Raw genomic sequence first — 16530 nt, forward strand, 5'->3', positions numbered from 1 at the left:
GAGCGCTTGCATGGCATGCAAGAGGTCCGCGGTTCGATCCCGCGTAGCTCCACCACCTTTCGTAAAGAAAGTAGAAAAGGCCACCGCATTGCGGTGGCCTTTTTGTTTTCTCAGGCATTTATTTTCCCCCATGCTTTCCTGCCTTTCATTTGCAAATCAAATGGCCAAAACTGAAAAGCCCGCGGGTATCGCGGGCTTTTGGCTACGTTCAAGCGGGTTGCCGGTTAGCGCCGACGGCGCCAGGCCAGCGGTAGCAGGGCCAGCAGGCCGAGCCCCAGTGCACCACCGCCACTTGAGCCGTGATCCGGTTTGACGGCATCACCCTTCATTTTCAGATCGACGATGATGGGGTCGTGGTCGGAGGCGCTGAACGGATTATCCGATTTCAGCAGGGTGCCGGTGTACTGGTTGCCGTACTCGAACAGGCTGCTCTCGAAGGAGTTGATGTGCCAGTCGGCCACGTTCGCCACCTTGCTGGCCAGCGCCGGATTGGCGAGAGCATAGTCGAGGGTACCGAGTTCGCTGTCATAGCTGTAGGAGATGGCTTTCTCCTTGTTGAACTTGACGTTGAGATCGATCAGGCCATAGTTGCGAGTCACCTCGCGACCGAGCTGTTCATAGGATTGCTCACCAATAAAGGTATGGGAGGCCGAAACAATCTTGCGCTCGCTGGCAGCCGGGTTGTAATCGGTCAGCACCCGGATCGGATCCTCCTTGGCGTAGGAGTTGAAGTCGCCCACCAGCAGCACCTGTCCCGGCAGCTTGCTGACCGCTTCACCTAGCACCTTGGCCGCGCTCACACGGAACTCGGTACACTTGCCTTGCAGGTCGGCCGGTTCTGTCTTGCCATCGCCGTTTTCATAGCAGCCCGAGCCTTTGGACTTGAGGTGGTTGACCACCAGCGTCAGAGGATCCTTGCTGCCAGCGACGGTAAAGCTCTGCACCAGAGAATCGCGCTGGCCGGCGGTTTTGGCCACGCCACCCGTGGTATAGCGCTGCTCCGGCATGCGGATGACGTTTGCCTCGCTGGCCGGGGTGAGCAGGGCCGGGCGATAGATCATGGCCACCATGATGGCGTCGCCACCGAAGAATTTCTCGCTGGTGAGCAGGCTTGCTGGCAGGCGGACATAGGCGTAGCGCTTGCTCGCATCCTTCTGTTGCTCGTTGAGGCGGGTCACCAGATTGTTGATGGCGGAGTTGTCGCCAAAGCCGTTGTTCTCCATCTCCATCAGGCCGAGCAGATCGGCATCCATCTCGGTGATGGCGTTGACGATCTTGGTGCGCTGCTTCTCGAAGTCGGCCTGACTCTTGGCGCCGCGGTTGCACCCTTTGGCGTTGTCGGCATCCGCCTGATCTTTGCACAGCACGTTGAGCGCGCCACCAATGCTGGAGTGGCTGGTGAAGTAGTTGAGTACGTTGAAGCTGCCGATCCGCAGATCGCTGCCAGTGGCCCGGGCGGGGGCCGGTTGGCGGTCATCTTCCGGTGTGCGCAGCAGGGCGCCGGCGCTCAGGGTGACATCGCTCGGCACTACCAGACGGAAGGCATCCTTGTTGTAGACGATGACCCCCTCCAGCCCGGTCAGTTGATCACCGATACGCAGATAGCCCTGATCGGCATCCCAGCCCGGGAACCAGGGCAGTACGCCATCCTGCGCCTTGTAATCAGACTCGACCACCAGCCGGTTGCTGCCATTTTTGGCGGCCAGAGCGACCGCTTTCGGGCTGCTGGCAATATGGAGCTGGGTCGGCTTGAGCAACGGCGCCTTGTGGGAGAGCTCGACGTTGTTGCGATAAACCTTGTAGTCGAAGCCGTAGTTGCGGGTCAGATGCAGATCGCTGCTGCTGTCGAGCCGTACCCGCATCCCTTCGTGGCGATTGAGCGCCTGCGCCAGCGTCTCCCCTTCATTGACCTGCAATACGCTGGTCGGCACCGTCAACCCCTGTGCTGTGACCTGCAGGCGGGCTTTGTTGGCCTCGAAAGTGGGTTTGAGCTGGGTGCCGCCGTAGTACTCCTCGACCCTGGCTTCAAGGCAGACTTCAGCCCCCGGCTTGAGAGTCGGGTAGTTGGTCGCAAGTTTGCTGTCATTGAGATAGACGAAGATACCGTCCGAAGTGGCCGGGTTGCCATCTCCCGCCGGATCAGTCAGATAGAAGCCTTTGGTCAGGCTCTGGCCGAGGGTGGTGACGACACCGCGCACCATGAAGGTACCCGGACTGATTTTTCCCGTGATGTTGCCGTTTTTATCGGTCACGGTGTCGGTCGCGAACTGGCTCCCTGAGCCTGTTCCCTGAATGGTCGGAATGGGGGTGAGTTGCGCCGGATCGGAGGGGCAGACGAAGGCGGCGTGGGCGCCGGGGGCAGCGAGGGCCAGCCCCACGGCCAGCGACAGTAGGGTGCGAGTACCTTTCATAAGTGTTCCTTTTTTATTTTTGCCAGTGTTTCCATAGCCCTGGTCGTTGACCAAGGGCGCGCATTGTCACATTTCCGGCATGTCGTACCAGTGAGCCAACGCACATTACCGGGATGCAAATGAGCGCAGGTTGGCGTTTTTTGATCTGGCTAACACTCTGAAATTAATGATAAAAAACTTATCAAAGGGGGCGGGAAAGTGTGATCCCGCTGGCAACCACATATTTTTCTTCGAGAATGAAGATTGAGACTCGGGTGTCTGCTTTCTATACTCGACTTGTTCCTCACGGAACCCAGGTAAAGGGCAAACCGGTCGAAATACCGGGACGCAATACCTCCGGTCTTCCGATCAGATGATGATCCAGATAGCGGGGTTTCCCCGGGTGAAGAGGCAGTGTGCGGCGAGTCCATGGCCGGTAGTCTCCCTCCCTTCACGCAGGTTGCGCTTGTGCTTTGCCTTGGTCACCAATGCCAAGACAAAACAAGGAAGATAACAATATGCAACAGTTCCTGAGGCCCAGCCGGCTTGCCGTGCTGGTGGCCATCGCTGCCATGCCCGCCTGGGCGCAGGCAGCCTATCCCGCCTACAAGGCCGGTACTGCCTATAAAGCCGGTGACATCGTCAGCAATGCCGGCGCCCTCTATGAATGCAAAGAGTTCCCCTACTCGGGTTGGTGCGGGGCATCACCCTATCACTATGAACCCGGTGTCGGGGTGGTCTGGGCGGATGCCTGGAAGCTCTATGGCGGTGAAGTTCCACCACCGGCGCTCGGCGTGGCCGTCAGCTCTCCGGCTGCCGGTGCCAGCTTCAACGAAGGTGCCAGCGTGGCGCTGGCGGTGACCCTGAGTGGTCCGGTGACGGCGCTGGTTCGGGTGGAATACCTTATCGACGGCAAGCTTGCTGCCACGGCCAGCGCCTCGCCCTGGGGCGCCAGCTGGAGTGCTGCGGGCGTTGGGGCGCACGCCCTGAAAGCGCGGGCACTGGATAAGGATGGCAAGGTACTGAGCGAGGCGGATTCGAGCTTCAACGTCGCTGCCGTGGTGGCGCCAGAGGCGCCCAAGGTGAGCATCAGCAGCCCGGCCAGTGGTGCCAAGGTAACGCTGGGTCGCAGCGTGGCGTTGAGCGGCAACGTCACCGATGCCAACAACGATGTAGCTAAAGTCGAGCTGTTTGTCGATGGCAAGAAGGTAGGGGAAGACAATGCCGCCCCCTGGCAGGTCAACTGGACGCCGGATGCCAAGGGCAGTGCCGCCCTCAAGCTGGTCGCCACCGACAAGACCAATCTGGTCGGAGAGTCGGCAGCAGTGAACGTCACTGTCGAGGAGGCTGCGCTGCCACCCTCCGGTGGCAACCTCTCCTGCGATATCCGCCAGATCTACCGCCCGGATGGCTACGAGTGCATGGGGGATGACCATGCCCGTCGGGTCATCGGCTACTTCACCTCCTGGCGCACTGGCAAGAACGGTCTGCCCGCCTATCTGGTGAGCGACATTCCGTGGAGCAAGATCACCCACATCAACTACGCCTTCGCGGCGGTGGACGAGCAGAGCCACACCATCAAGGTGGATGACTCGGCGACCAAGATGACCTGGGATGGCGTGCCGGGTGCCGAGATGGATCCGGAGTTCGCCTACAAGGGGCACTTCAACCTGCTGTCGAAGTTCAAGAAGCAGTATCCGGACGTGAAAACCCTGATCTCGGTCGGGGGCTGGGCCGATACTCGTGGCTTCTACACCGCCACCACCAAGGGCGACTGCTCGGTCAACACCGATGGCATCAATGCGCTTGCCACGTCTGCGGTGAGTTTTATCCGTCAGTACGGTTTTGACGGGGTCGATATCGACTACGAATACCCCACCTCCATGAAGGATGCGGGCAACCCCAACGACTTCCCGCTCTCCAACCAGTGCCGCAGCAAGCTGTTTGCCAACTACAAGGTGATGATGCAGACCCTGCGCAGCAAGCTGGATGCGGCGGGCAGCGAGGATGGCCGCAAGTACATGCTGACCATCGCCTCGCCAGCTTCCGCCTATCTGCTGCGCGGCATGGAGAACTTCCAGGTCACCCAGTACCTCGACTACGTCAACCTGATGACCTACGACTTCCACGGTGCCTGGAACCACTTTGTCGGCCACAACGCCGCCCTGTTTGACAACAAGGCAGACGCCGAGCTGGCGCAGTGGGGCGTCTACACCCAGAAAGAGTTTGGTGGCATCGGTTACCTCAACGCGGCCTGGTCTGCTCACTACTTCCGTGGTGCGCTGGCGGCCGGCAAGATCAACGTGGGTGTGCCCTATTACACCCGCGGTTGGCAGGGGGTCAGCGGTGGCACCCACGGTCTGGGCGGCAAGGCAGCACTGCCGAGCCAGAGCAATTGCCAGCCGGGTACCGGTGGCGGCACCATTCCGTGCGGCAACGGGGCGGTCGGCATCGACAACATCTGGCACGATCTGGACAAGAACGGCAAGGAGATCGGCGGTGGCGCCGTCCCCATGTGGCATGCCAAGAACCTGGAGCACGCAGCCGATTTGGGGATCACCAGCATGCCGAGCTACGGTCAGGCCTGGGGTCTGGATCCCAACAACCCGGCCCACGTGATGCAGGGCAAGTATGTCCGTTACTACGACGACAAGGCTCATGCCCCCTGGCTGTGGAACGAGGAGAAAAAGGTGTTCCTCTCCACCGAGGATGAGGAGTCCATGGGTCACAAGCTCGACTACATCGTCAATCGTGGTCTGGGTGGCGTGATGTTCTGGGAGATGGCGGGTGACTACGCCTATGATCCGGTGAAAAAAGAGTACGGCATGGGGGATACCCTGACCACGCTCGCCTATGACAAGTTTGCCAAGGCGACCAAGTACAACGTCAAGCAGAACGATCTGGCAGCTCCGGCGGCCCAGCTCGACATCGCGGTGAGCCTCTCCGGCTTCAAGGAGGGTGATTCCAACTATCCGATCAACCCGACCCTGAAGCTCACCAACAACTCGACCCAGACCATTCCGGGCGGTGCCCGCATCGAGTTCCTGGTGCCCACCTCTACCTCTGACACCATCACCGACCAGAGCGGGATGGGGCTGAAAGTGGTGGAGAGCGGCGGCAACCAGAACTCCGATGGTATTGCCAACGAGAAGGATTTCCACAAGGTGGCTCTGACGCTGCCGACCTGGAAAGCCTGGACGCCGGGCAGCGATGTGGAAGTGGCGATGACCTACTATCTGCCGGCCGCAGGCGTGCCGAGTGGCATCCGCATCATCAGCGGCAGCCAGACCGCGGGTCTCAAGGCCGAGTTCCCGACCTTGCCGGAAGCGGTTCTGGGAGGCGGTGAGGGTGGGGCTACCTGCAGCAGCCTGAATATCAACCCGGCAGCCTACAAGGCTTACCCGACCTGGCCGCAAGGGGATCATGCCAACGCAGGTGATCGCATCACTCACAACAAGGTGGTGTGGCAGGCCAACTGGTGGACCAGCAGTGAACCCAAGGCCACCGATGGCAGCTGGAAGTCTGTCTGCAGTTATTGATTTTTAAATCAAGGAGATAAGTGAGGCTTAGGCCTCACTTTTTTTATCTGCATGGTCGATCTGGTTGAAAATGCGTCTGCCTTTCCTGGCAGGCAGCCTCTATAATAGAAGTCGATTAATAATCAGATGGATGTCAGCATATGGCGAGTATATTGGATTCAGTTGATCAACGAACCCAGCTGGTAGGGGAAAACCGCCTGGAGTTGTTGATGTTCCGTCTCGGCACCCGCCAGATGTTTGCCATCAACGTCTTCAAGGTGCGAGAAGTGGTCAAGCTGCCGCACCTCAACAAGATGCCGGGCTCTCACCACAATATCAGCGGGGTGGCCAATATCCGCGGCACCTCGATCCCGGTGATCAATCTGCGCAGCGCCATCGGCATGCGTCCCATGCCGGTCGACAGTGAATCCAACCTCATCATCACCGAATACAACCGCACCATTCAGGGCTTTCTGGTGGGGCAGGTAGCCAACATCGTCAACATGACCTGGAAGGATATCCTGCCGCCGCCGCGCTCGGCCGGGCGCGCCAACTACCTCACCGCCATTACCCGCATTCCGGAAGACGGGGTGGATCAGATTGTCGAGATCATCGATGTGGAGAAGGTGCTGGCGGAGATCATCACCTACGACATCAGCATCTCCGAAGAGGTGCTGGATCGGGATATTCTGCCCGAGATGCACGGCCGCAAGGTGCTTATCGTCGATGACTCCAGCACTGCCCGCAATCAGGTACGCGAGACGCTGGGGCAGCTGGGGCTTGAGGTTATCGAGTGTCAGGACGGCTTGCAGGCGCTGACCCTGCTCAAGGGATGGTGCGATGCCGGCAAGAAGGTGACCAACGAGATCCTGTTGATGATCACCGATGCGGAGATGCCGGAGATGGATGGCTATCGCCTGACCCACGAAGTGCGCAGCGATCCGCGCATGGCCGATCTCTTCATCACCCTTAATACTTCCCTGAGCGGCAACTTCAACGAAGCCATGGTCAAGAAGGTGGGGTGTGACCGCTTTATCTCCAAATTCCAGCCCGACTTGCTGGTCGGCGTGGCGCAGGAGCGGCTGCGTCAGGTTCTGGAAAAGTAACCCGCCATACCGTTAGCAATAAAAAACATCCCGCCTCGGCGGGATGTTTGTTTATCTGTCGTCGTATATATGACACAGCGGTTGCCGAGGCGTCAGCGGCTCATCAGTGGCTCCATGAAACGGGCCACCTTGTCGCGGATCTGCGGCTGCGCCGCCGGGGTAGGGTGAATGCCATCGTTCATCATAAGTTCAGGGCGAAGCGCAATATCATCCATGAAGAAGGGGAGCAGGGGCAGCTTGTTGGTCTCGGCGAGTTCCGGGAAGATCTGCTCGAACTGTCGCAGATAGCGGGCTCCGTAGTTGCGGGGCAGCTGGATCTGGGTCAGTGCGACCTGAATCTGCTTCTCTTTGGCAAGGGCAATCATGCTGGCCAGATTCTGGCGGGTAATGGCAGGGGCAAAGCCGCGCAGGCCGTCGTTGCCCCCCAGCTCGATCAGCAGCCAGTCCGGCTGATGCTGCTCCAGCAGGGCGGGCAGGCGCGCCAGTCCGCCCTGGGTGGTCTCACCGCTGACGCTGGCATTGATGAGGGTGTGCTCGCCCCCCTCGTTCTGCCATTTTTGTTCAAGCAGGGCTGGCCAGCTCTGCTTCTCCTGCATCTGATAACCGGCGCTCAGGCTGTCGCCGAGCACCAGCAGAGTCTGGGCCTGAACCGACGAGAGCAGGCTGCCGAGGCCAACCAGCAAGGCAAACAGAATACGCACCATCAATTCAACTCCCGCTATGGATTGCCATCAAGGGATTGGGACAAAGGATATCGAGCATGAGTTCAACCCCCATTATTGTCGTCAAGGGCCTCGGCAAATCGGTCAGCCTCGGCCAGGAAAGCCTCACCATCCTTGAAGGGATCGATCTGCAAGTCAATAGCGGCGAGACGGTGGCACTGGTCGGCGCCTCCGGGTCAGGCAAGTCTACTTTGCTCGGATTGCTGGCCGGGCTCGATCTGCCGAGTCTTGGCTCCATCGAAATTCTCGGCAAGTCACTCGGCGAGCTGGATGAGGAGGGGCGGGCCAGATTGCGCGCCGAGCAGATCGGCTTTGTCTTCCAGTCATTCCTGCTGCTCCCGACCATGACGGCGCTCGAGAACGTGATGCTCCCTGCCGAGCTGCGCGGTGAGCGTGACTGCGAGCCAAGAGCCCGTGAACTGCTGGCGGCGGTAGGGCTTGGCGAACGTCTGCACCATATGCCGCCACGGCTCTCCGGTGGCGAGCAGCAGCGGGTGGCCATCGCCCGCGCCTTCATGACCCGACCCAGCCTGCTGCTGGCGGACGAGCCGACCGGCAACCTCGACAGCAAGACCGGCGACAAGGTGATTGAGTTGCTGTTTGAGCTCAACCGCAAGCACGGCACCACGCTGGTGGTGGTGACCCATGACCAAGAGCTGGCCAGCCGGTGCCAGCGTCAGCTGGTGATGGCGGCAGGCAGGCTGGAGCGCGAGGTGAGTCATGCCGTGGTGTAACGCATGGGGCAGGCGAGTGAGCGGAGGTGGTCAGGGATGATGCAGTGGCGATTGGGATGGCGACTGCTGCGCCGGGAAGGATGGAGCGGCGAGCTGCGCTGGTTTGTGTTGGCGCTGGCCCTGAGTGTGGCCTGTGTGCTCAGCGTGGCGCTGGTGGCAGATCGGCTGGAGGCCGGGCTCAAGGCATCGGGCCGCGACTTTATCGGGGCGGATCGGGTGCTGCGCACTGCCACTGCGGTTCCGGATGGCTGGTTGCTGCAGGCACAAAAAGATGGTCTGGCGTTGCAGACCACGGTCAGTTTCAACAGCATGCTGTTTCACGGCGATGCGCTGCAGCTCGCCTCAATCCGGGCGGTGCCCGACGGCTTTCCCTTCTACGGCAAGCTGGAGCTGACCCCGGCCCGGGCTCCAGCTCCCGGTGAAATCTGGCTCTCCGCCCGGGTAATGCAGTTGCTGGCGGCCAAGGTGGGGGATGAGCTGGAGGTGGGCAATACGGTGCTCAAGGTGGCTGGCCAGCTTGGCGAGGAGCCCGATCAGGGTTTCAGTCCCTTCCTGCTGGCGCCGCGGGCGCTCATCCACAGCGCCGACATCGAGGCGACCGGCGCCCTGCTGCCGGGCAGTCGTCAGCAGTGGCGCTATCTCTTCAAAGGGTCGCGAGAGGCACTGGCCCGCTATGAGCGCTGGCTGGTTCCTCAGCTGCAGGCCGGGCAGAAGTGGATCACCCCCGATGACAGTGAATCCCAGGTGGGCCGCTCGCTGGTCAATGCCGAGCGCTTCTTCCGGCTGGCGTCCCTCTGCGGCGTGCTGCTGGGCGCGCTGGCGATGGGCATCGCGGTACGTCACTTTGCCGAGCGCCAGACCAATATGGTGGCGCTGCTCAAGACCTTGGGGGCATCGCGCACCAGTCTGTGGCAACTGATGAGCGGGCTGTTGCTGTCGCTGACCCTGATCGGCGCCCTGCTGGGGCTGGTGGCGGGCACCATCATGCAGTGGTTCACGTTGCAACTGCTGGGTGAGTTGCTGCCACCGGATCTGCCGCCCCCCTCCTGGCGCCCCTTTGCGCTGGGAGTGGCGGTTGCCCTCTTTATCACCCTGCTGCTCGCCTTTATCCCCTTCTTGCGGCTGCTGAAAGTGCCGCCGCTGCGGGTGTTGCGCCGCGAGCTGGAGGCGGGGATCCCCCCCTGGCTGGCGCTGCCGGTCGGTCTGCTCGGCCTGTTTGCGCTGGTATGGGGCTTTACCGCCGATGTGCGGCTGGCGCTGGGTTTGGTGGGAGGAATGGGTCTGCTGATGGGGCTGCTGGCTCTGCTGGCCTCCCTGATGTTGCGATTGGGGGCACGGGTGAATGGTCCGCACGCCCTGCGGCTGGCGTTGGCCCACCTGTCGCGCGAACGGCGCAGCGGTCTGTTCCAGCTGGCCGGTTTTGCGCTGGCGCTGATGCTGTTTGGTTTGCTCTGGGCGGTTCGCATCGATCTGCTGGAGGAGTTCTCCGCCCGTTTGCCGGCCGATGCCCCCAACCGGTTTCTGGTCAATGTGGCCGAGAACGAGCGGGAAGGGATCCTGAGCGAACTGGCGGGAGCTGGCGCCGTTACCTCCGACTTCTATCCCATGGTGCGCGGGCGCCTGACCCATATCGCCGGTGATGCGGTGGGGGAAGGGGCTCGCAGCGGTCGTGAAGGGGTCGATCGGGAGCTCAACTTTACTACCACGGCGACCCTGCCAGCCGACAACAAGCTGGTGGCAGGGAAATGGCTCTCCGGCCCCGGCGAGGTATCGGTCGACAGCGAACTGGCCAAACGGCTCGATATCAAGCTGGGGGACATGCTTGCATTTACCATCGAGGGGCGCAGCTTCGGGGCCCGGGTCACCAGTCTGCGCAGCATCAAGTGGGACAACATGCGGCCCAACTTCTACATGATCTTCTCATCCGATCTGCTGGCCCCCTTCTCCCGCACCTGGATCGGCAGCTATCGGCTGCCACCAGAGGGGCGTGCCGCCGAGGTGGGGCTGATCCGCCACCATCCGACGGTGAGCCTGATTGATGTGGATGATCTCATCGTGCGGCTGACCCGGGTTTCGGAGCAGGTGAGCCGGGCGCTGGCCCTGATGCTGGGGCTGGTGACTGTGGCGGCGCTGCTGGTGCTGCTGACCCAGACTCAGGCCAGCATGGCCCAGCGGCGGCGCGAACTGCTGTTGATGCGCACTCTGGGGGCTGGCAGCGCGCTGCTTGGCAAGATGCTGCGCTGGGAGCTGGTGGCGAGCGGCTTGCTGGCCGGGCTCTGTGCCGCCATGGTGGTGGAGTTGTGTGCCTTTGCTCTGCAGTTCTGGTGGTTTGATGGCCAGTGGCAGTTCCACTGGCGCATCTGGCTCGGGTTGCCAACCCTGGGGGCGCTGCTGGTCACCCTGGCCGGTCAGGGAATGCGGCGCCAGCTGCTGGCGGGCACCCTAAGTGATCGGCTGCGTGGTCTGGGTCAGGGATTATTGTAATCAGGCCCTCGAGTGTACAGGTGCTGGAGAGAATCAGCCCGACCAGTGGTCGGGCTGATTGTTGTGCGGCCTGTGGTGGTTAGGGGAAGTGTTAGCGAGTCTCTCGCAACAGATCGGTCAGTGCCTGCGGCAGCTGGGGGTAGGTAAAGTGGAAGCCGGCCTGTTGCAGATGCGCGGGCAGTACGTTTTGCCCGGTCAGCAGCAGATCGGCCGCCTCTCCCATCACCAGTTGCAGCAGCGGTGCCGGGACGAAAAAGAGGTGCGGGCGATGGAGGGTGCGAGCCAGGGTCTGGCTGAACTCCCGGTTGCTGACAGGATGAGGCGCCGTGCCGTTGAAGATACCGTTGCACTCCTCGTGTTCCAGCAGAAACAGCATGGCGCGCACCAGATCCTGCACATGGATCCAGCTCATCATCTGATTGCCACTGCCCATGGGGCCGCCAAGACCGAGGCGATAGGGGGGCAGCATTTTTGGCAGGGCGCCGCCATCCATACCGAGCACCAGCCCGATCCGCACGATGCAGACCCGGGTCTGCTTGCTGCCGGCTTCCTGCGCCAAGGTTTCCCACTGCTGACAGAGCTGGTGGGTGAACTCCTGATGGGGTGAGCGGCACTGCTCGTCGAGGGGCTCTGCCCCCTGCCTGCCATACCAGCCGATGGCGGAGGCGTTGATCAGCACCCTGGGGGGCGTTGTGGAGAGCTTGATAAGATCGACCAGCTGCTCGGTCAGCAGCCAGCGGCTGTCGCAGAGCAGCTGTTTGCGCTGCTCGCTCCAGCGGCCTGCGGCTATGGGTTCGCCTGCCAGATTGATCACCGCATCCACATCGTTGAGATCATCTAGGCTGTCGAGGCTATCGATGATCTGGACATCGTGGCCAAGCAGGGAGTAGGCGCGACTGCCTTGTCGGCTCAGGACGACCACGTCGTGATTGACCTTGAGATGGGCCACCAGACGGCGGCCAATAAAACCGGTTCCTCCGGTAATCAGAATCTTCATCGTTGCGCGCTCCTGCGGTCGTTTGTTCTACTCTAATGGCCCTGATCCCGATGGACAAGTTGCGTGCCAACCCCGGGCTAGTGGAGCAAGATGGTGAGCCCTTTCCCGACTGTCGGGCAATACATTTAATCGTTGGCCTCTGTTGATGGATTTTTGTGGTGTGAGAGGCTGTTACTGAATCGTTATCATTGCTACTGCTTGTGGCCAAGGCCCGGGCTGCCATCCGCTACCTCGGTAGCTACCTCCTGTATACGAAGAGTAAGCCATGCCATTTCATCGTCTGAAAACAAGCAAGCTGCGTGCAAGGCTTTTTGCTGCCCTGCTCGCGGGTGGTGCGTTACTGGTACTGGGGGAGCTGACAGTGGCCTGGCAAACCATGTCGGAAGTGAACAAGGATGCCCAGCAGCGGTTGCAATATTCGCTGACCCTGTTTGACCGGACCGTGGATCATGCCCGTCAGGCTGCGACCAATGTAGAGGACATGCTGGGTAAACCCTGCAGGGATACGGCGCAACTGCTGCGAGAACAGGCAGCCATCGTCCCCGATGTCCGTTCCGTCAATCTGGCGCTCGGCAGCCGTATCTACTGCTCCTCCCTTTATGGCGATTACGATGGGGTGTTCGACGTAAACAGCTATGTCGCGGGTCGTTTGCAGTTGCTCAAAGGCAATGTGGTTACCCCGGATCACCCTTTACTGATATTTCGCCATGCCGCAGGTGAGGGGAGTGTGCTGGTTGGTGTCGATGGTTACTACCTGCGCAATATCCTCGATATCTCCAGCAAGAACTCGCCGATGGCGCTTATCGTCGGCACCCGTGCCATGTTTGGTAGCGGACAAGTCGCAGGGGTACCACCTGCAACTGAGCCGGGCTATCTGGCCTTCTCTTCGAGCCGTTATCCCTATCAGGTGGCGACCCGGGTGACACGAGAGGATTATCTTGAGCACGCCTGGCGCCACTCCTGGGGTCACATCCTGCTCTACCCTCTGCTGGGGTTGCTGGTTGGCGTGGGGACATTCCGGCTGATGGGGCGTAGCAGCTCACCATCGGAGGAGCTCAAGCGGGCGTTGATCGACGAGGAGTTTATCCCCTACCTGCAGACGAGCAGTGGCGTGGCTGTGAGGTGCTGATGCGCTGGCAGCACCCCAAACAGGGGATGATTCCGCCGGATCGCTTTATCCCGCTGGCGGAAGATAGCGGGCTGATTGTTCCTATGACCAGCCTGTTGATGGCCGAGGTGTGCGACCACTTCTCCCCTCATGCCGGCAAGCTGCCAGCAAAGTTTCATTTTTGCTTCAATATCAGTGCCAAACACTTTCAGGATCTTGACCTGTTGGCTGACTGCAAGGCGTTTCTCGACGCCTTCAAGGAGAATCCCGTTGATTTGGGGCTGGAGCTGACGGAGCGGGAGTTGCTGGTGGCCGATGAGACAACGGCCCGGATGTTTGCCGAATTGCGCAAGCTGGGCGTGTTGATCTCTATCGATGACTTTGGCACTGGTCACTCCAGTCTGACCTATCTGCAACAGTTTCAGGTCGATGCCATCAAGATTGACCGGAGCTTTGTGGAGATGATTGGCACGGATGCACTCTCCAGCCATATCGTCGAGAACGTGATTGATCTGGCGAAACGGCTTGAATTGATCCTGATCGCTGAGGGGGTCGAGAAGCAGTCTCAGGCGGACTATCTGCGGGATCGCCATGTCGACTATCTGCAAGGGTATCTCTATGGCCGCCCCATGCCGATGGCTCAGTTTTGCAAGAGCCTGTTTGGCTGATGGTGGTTAATTGAAGGCATAAAAAACCAGCGAACTGTTCGCTGGTTTTTTTGTTTCAGTGCGGTGGCTTGGGTCAGAGCATCCGCTGGAGGGCGCGAGCCAGCCGTTTGACCCCCTCCTCGATGGTCGCTTCATCGACGCAGGAGAAGCTCAGACGCAGGGTGTTCTGAATTTCGGGGCGCACATAGAAGGGGGCGCCCGGCACGAAGGCTACCTTCTCTTTGATCGCCTCGTCAAACAGGGCTATGGCGCTGATATGAGCCGGCAGGGTCAACCAGAGGAACATGCCCCCTTCCGGTCTGGTGTAGCTGACACCGGGCGGGCAGTGACGAGTCAGGGCGGCTTCCATGGCGGCGCGCTGACGGCCATAGACCTCCTTGATCTTCTCCAGATGGGCATCGAGGGAGTTATCCATCAGGAAGCGGTGCAGCACCTGCTGGCTGAAGGCGTTGCTGTGCAGGTCGGTCGCCTGCTTGGCGATGGTCACCTTCTTGCGCAGCCACTCCGGCACCAGCATCCAGCCCAGACGGAAGGCGGGCACCACGGTTTTGGAGAAGGAGCCGAGCAGCACTGTATTGTTTGGCGCCAGCTTGGCAATCGGGGGCAGATGTTCGCCCTCGAAGCGCAGCTCGCCGTAGGGATCATCTTCCACCATCAGGAGCTCGTGGCGCACCAGTCGCTCGGCCAGTGCCTCGCGGTTGGCTCGGCTGTAGGAGACGCCACTCGGGTTCTGGAAATTGGGGACGCCGTAGAGCAGCTTGGCATTGGAGCCGCTAGCCAGCAGCGCATCCAGCGCCGCCAGATCCAGCCCGGCTTCGCCGAGGGTGATTGGCTTGAAATTCGGTTGATAGACAGAGAAGGCCTGAATGGCGCCCAGATAGCCCGGCTCTTCAATGATGAGATCCTGACCCTCGTCGATCAGCACCTTGCCCAGCAGATCCAGCGCCTGCTGGGAGCCGCTGGTGATGAGGATATTGTCCGGATTGACCTGCATGCCGTGGCGGGCCAGATAGCGGTCGGCAATGTACTGGCGCAGCGGTGCATACCCTTCGGTGGCTGCATATTGCAGGGCTGCAGCCCCCTGTTCGCGCAGCACATCCTGACAAGCCTGATCGATGGCCTTGACCGGAAACAGGTGAGGATTGGGCAGGCCGCCGGCGAAGGAGATGATCTCCGGATTGGCGGCAACTTTGAGGATTTCACGGATAAAGGAAGGCTCGACCTTCTCGAAGCGCTGGGCAAAAAACGGCTGCATAGGCAATTCTCTCGGCATGTGGGCGGTCGCTCCATTCGACCGCCAGGTTATCCGTTTGTATCAGATTTCAGAAATGAGGCAATGATTGTCACAAAAATCGCTAAAAAAGGGCTGGATTGGCTCTACTGCGGATTATATTGGGCGGTTAGTCGGAGTAGTGATGCCAGTGAGGGGGCAGGGGATCGGCTGGCTGGAATATTTGTTGCTCGAAACACTTGCGCCTTGGGCCCATCTTGGGATAATTCGCTCCCCTGTTTTTGCGGTGCGATGAAATAGCGGGCCGCAAGCGATCCCCCGGCGGGATCGGACACCAGATGTATTACCCGGATTGATGAAATAACGAGACCATTATGCCTGTGACCCAAGATGTATTTAACGAAGACGGCAAGTTCATGCGCAAGATCCGCAGCTTTGTCCGTCGCGAAGGCCGCCTGACCAAAGGGCAGGAGAAGGCCCTGGAAGAGCTCTGGCCGGTCATGGGCATCGATTTCGAGCCAAAGCAACTCGATCTGGTCGCACTGTTTGGCCGCGAGGCACCTGTGGTGCTGGAGATCGGCTTTGGCATGGGCGCCTCTCTGGTCGAGATGGCCAAGAATGCCCCCGAGAAGAACTTCATCGGCATCGAAGTGCACTCCCCGGGCGTGGGTGCCTGTCTGGGTACCGCTCAGGAAGCGGGGGTCACCAATCTGAAGGTGATCTGCCACGATGCGGTCGAGGTGCTGGAGCACATGATCCCGAACGGTTCACTCTCCTGCCTGCAGCTCTTCTTCCCGGATCCCTGGCACAAGAGCCGTCACCACAAGCGCCGCATCGTCCAGCCGGCTTTTGCGCAGGACATTCGCCAGAAGCTGGCCATCGGTGGCGTGTTCCACATGGCGACCGACTGGGAAAACTATGCCGAGCACATGCTGGAAGTGATGAGCGTAGCCGAGGGTTACGAGAACACCTCTGCCACCGGCAACTGGGTGCCGCGCCCTGACTGGCGCCCGCTGACCAAATTCGAGCAACGTGGCCATCGTCTGGGGCACGGGGTTTGGGATCTGATTTTCAAGCGTGTCAGCTGAGCTGGCACGTCAACACACCTAGCGTATCAACTAACTTGAGGAGCTATCATGGCCAATCGTAGCCGCCGCCTGCGCAAGAAACTGCGCGTCGATGAATTCCAGGAAATGGGTTTCGACATCAGTTTCAACTTCCCGGTCGGCACTGCCGAAGAGACCATCGATGCCGTAGTCGATGCGATGATCGATGAAGTGATCGAGCCCCGCAAACTGGCTTTCGCCGGTTCCGGCCACCTGGCCTGGGAAGGGATGATCTGCACCCAGCAGCTGGGCAAGTGCAGCGAAGAAGACCGTGCCGCCGTCAAATCCTGGCTGGAAGGCAAGGGGATGGAAGCTGTCGTGGTCACCGAACTGTTCGACCTCTGGTACGGCGAACCCGCCTGATACCAGACTCGCTGTGGCAGGCGAGCCGGTGTCGACTGCCTGCCGCAGTCAGATAGACAAATCCCGCCACTGGCGGGATTTTTGTCAGTGGGGATGGGATCTC

Annotated in this window: 12 protein-coding genes and 1 riboswitch; of the genes, 8 read left to right on the forward strand and 4 right to left on the reverse strand. The window is 60.5% G+C overall.

Annotated elements, in window-relative coordinates:
* Positions 1-224: 224 nt before the first annotated feature.
* Positions 225-2411, reverse strand: a complete 2187-nt coding sequence (locus AAHA39_RS14125) for an ExeM/NucH family extracellular endonuclease (RefSeq protein ID WP_320656357.1) — start codon at positions 2409-2411, stop codon at positions 225-227.
* A gap of 292 nt (positions 2412-2703) precedes the next feature.
* Positions 2704-2792: riboswitch (cyclic di-GMP riboswitch) on the forward strand.
* Between the two features lie 116 nt (positions 2793-2908).
* Here AAHA39_RS14125 and AAHA39_RS14130 point away from each other — a divergent pair.
* Positions 2909-5929 carry a glycosyl hydrolase family 18 protein gene (locus AAHA39_RS14130; protein WP_320656358.1) on the forward strand — a complete coding sequence of 1007 codons (3021 nt, stop codon included), beginning with the start codon at positions 2909-2911 and terminating at the stop codon, positions 5927-5929.
* Between the two features lie 140 nt (positions 5930-6069).
* Entirely contained in the window at positions 6070-7014 is a 945-nt protein-coding gene (locus tag AAHA39_RS14135; RefSeq protein ID WP_033112748.1) for a chemotaxis protein CheV, read from the forward strand.
* Positions 7015-7106: 92 nt separating this feature from the next.
* Here the strand turns inward: AAHA39_RS14135 and AAHA39_RS14140 are convergent, their stop codons facing one another.
* Positions 7107-7718, reverse strand: coding sequence for an arylesterase (locus AAHA39_RS14140; protein WP_320656359.1), 612 nt, complete (start codon positions 7716-7718; stop codon positions 7107-7109).
* A 56-nt stretch (positions 7719-7774) separates the two neighbouring features.
* Here AAHA39_RS14140 and AAHA39_RS14145 point away from each other — a divergent pair, with 56 nt between their 5' ends.
* Together AAHA39_RS14145 and AAHA39_RS14150 are read left to right on the forward strand one after the other, a co-directional pair.
* Positions 7775-8470: an ABC transporter ATP-binding protein gene (locus tag AAHA39_RS14145; protein WP_043850201.1), complete on the forward strand. Its 696-nt coding sequence runs from the start codon at positions 7775-7777 to the stop codon at positions 8468-8470.
* 36 nt (positions 8471-8506) lie between these two features.
* A complete protein-coding gene (locus tag AAHA39_RS14150) occupies positions 8507-10954 on the forward strand; it encodes an ABC transporter permease (protein WP_320656360.1) in 2448 nt (815 codons plus the stop codon).
* 91 nt (positions 10955-11045) lie between these two features.
* Here AAHA39_RS14150 and AAHA39_RS14155 read toward each other — a convergent pair whose 3' ends face one another.
* Positions 11046-11951: a TIGR01777 family oxidoreductase gene (locus AAHA39_RS14155; protein WP_104014027.1), complete on the reverse strand. Its 906-nt coding sequence runs from the start codon at positions 11949-11951 to the stop codon at positions 11046-11048.
* Between the two features lie 265 nt (positions 11952-12216).
* Here AAHA39_RS14155 and AAHA39_RS14160 point away from each other — a divergent pair, with 265 nt between their 5' ends.
* Both AAHA39_RS14160 and AAHA39_RS14165 read left to right on the forward strand, forming a co-directional pair.
* Positions 12217-13080 (forward strand): CSS-motif domain-containing protein, encoded by an 864-nt coding sequence (locus AAHA39_RS14160; protein WP_320656361.1) that lies wholly within the window; start codon positions 12217-12219, stop codon positions 13078-13080.
* Positions 13080-13727, forward strand: coding sequence for an EAL domain-containing protein (locus AAHA39_RS14165; protein ID WP_320656362.1), 648 nt, complete (start codon positions 13080-13082; stop codon positions 13725-13727). The genes AAHA39_RS14160 and AAHA39_RS14165 overlap by 1 nt, the downstream gene beginning before the upstream one ends.
* A 73-nt stretch (positions 13728-13800) precedes the next feature.
* Here the strand turns inward: AAHA39_RS14165 and AAHA39_RS14170 are convergent, their stop codons facing one another.
* Positions 13801-14982, reverse strand: a complete 1182-nt coding sequence (locus AAHA39_RS14170; protein ID WP_320656363.1) for an aminotransferase-like domain-containing protein — start codon at positions 14980-14982, stop codon at positions 13801-13803.
* A 350-nt stretch (positions 14983-15332) separates the two neighbouring features.
* Between AAHA39_RS14170 and trmB the strand changes: the two genes are divergently transcribed.
* On the forward strand, positions 15333-16046 hold the full coding sequence (gene trmB / locus AAHA39_RS14175; RefSeq protein WP_167556970.1) for a tRNA (guanosine(46)-N7)-methyltransferase TrmB: 714 nt from the start codon (positions 15333-15335) through the stop codon (positions 16044-16046).
* Between the two features lie 48 nt (positions 16047-16094).
* Positions 16095-16427: a YggL family protein gene (locus tag AAHA39_RS14180; RefSeq protein WP_033112740.1), complete on the forward strand. Its 333-nt coding sequence runs from the start codon at positions 16095-16097 to the stop codon at positions 16425-16427.
* Positions 16428-16530: the final 103 nt, after the last annotated feature.

Source organism: Aeromonas sp. SE22 (genome assembly GCF_038739755.1).
Classification (GTDB): Bacteria; Pseudomonadota; Gammaproteobacteria; order Enterobacterales; family Aeromonadaceae; genus Aeromonas; species Aeromonas jandaei.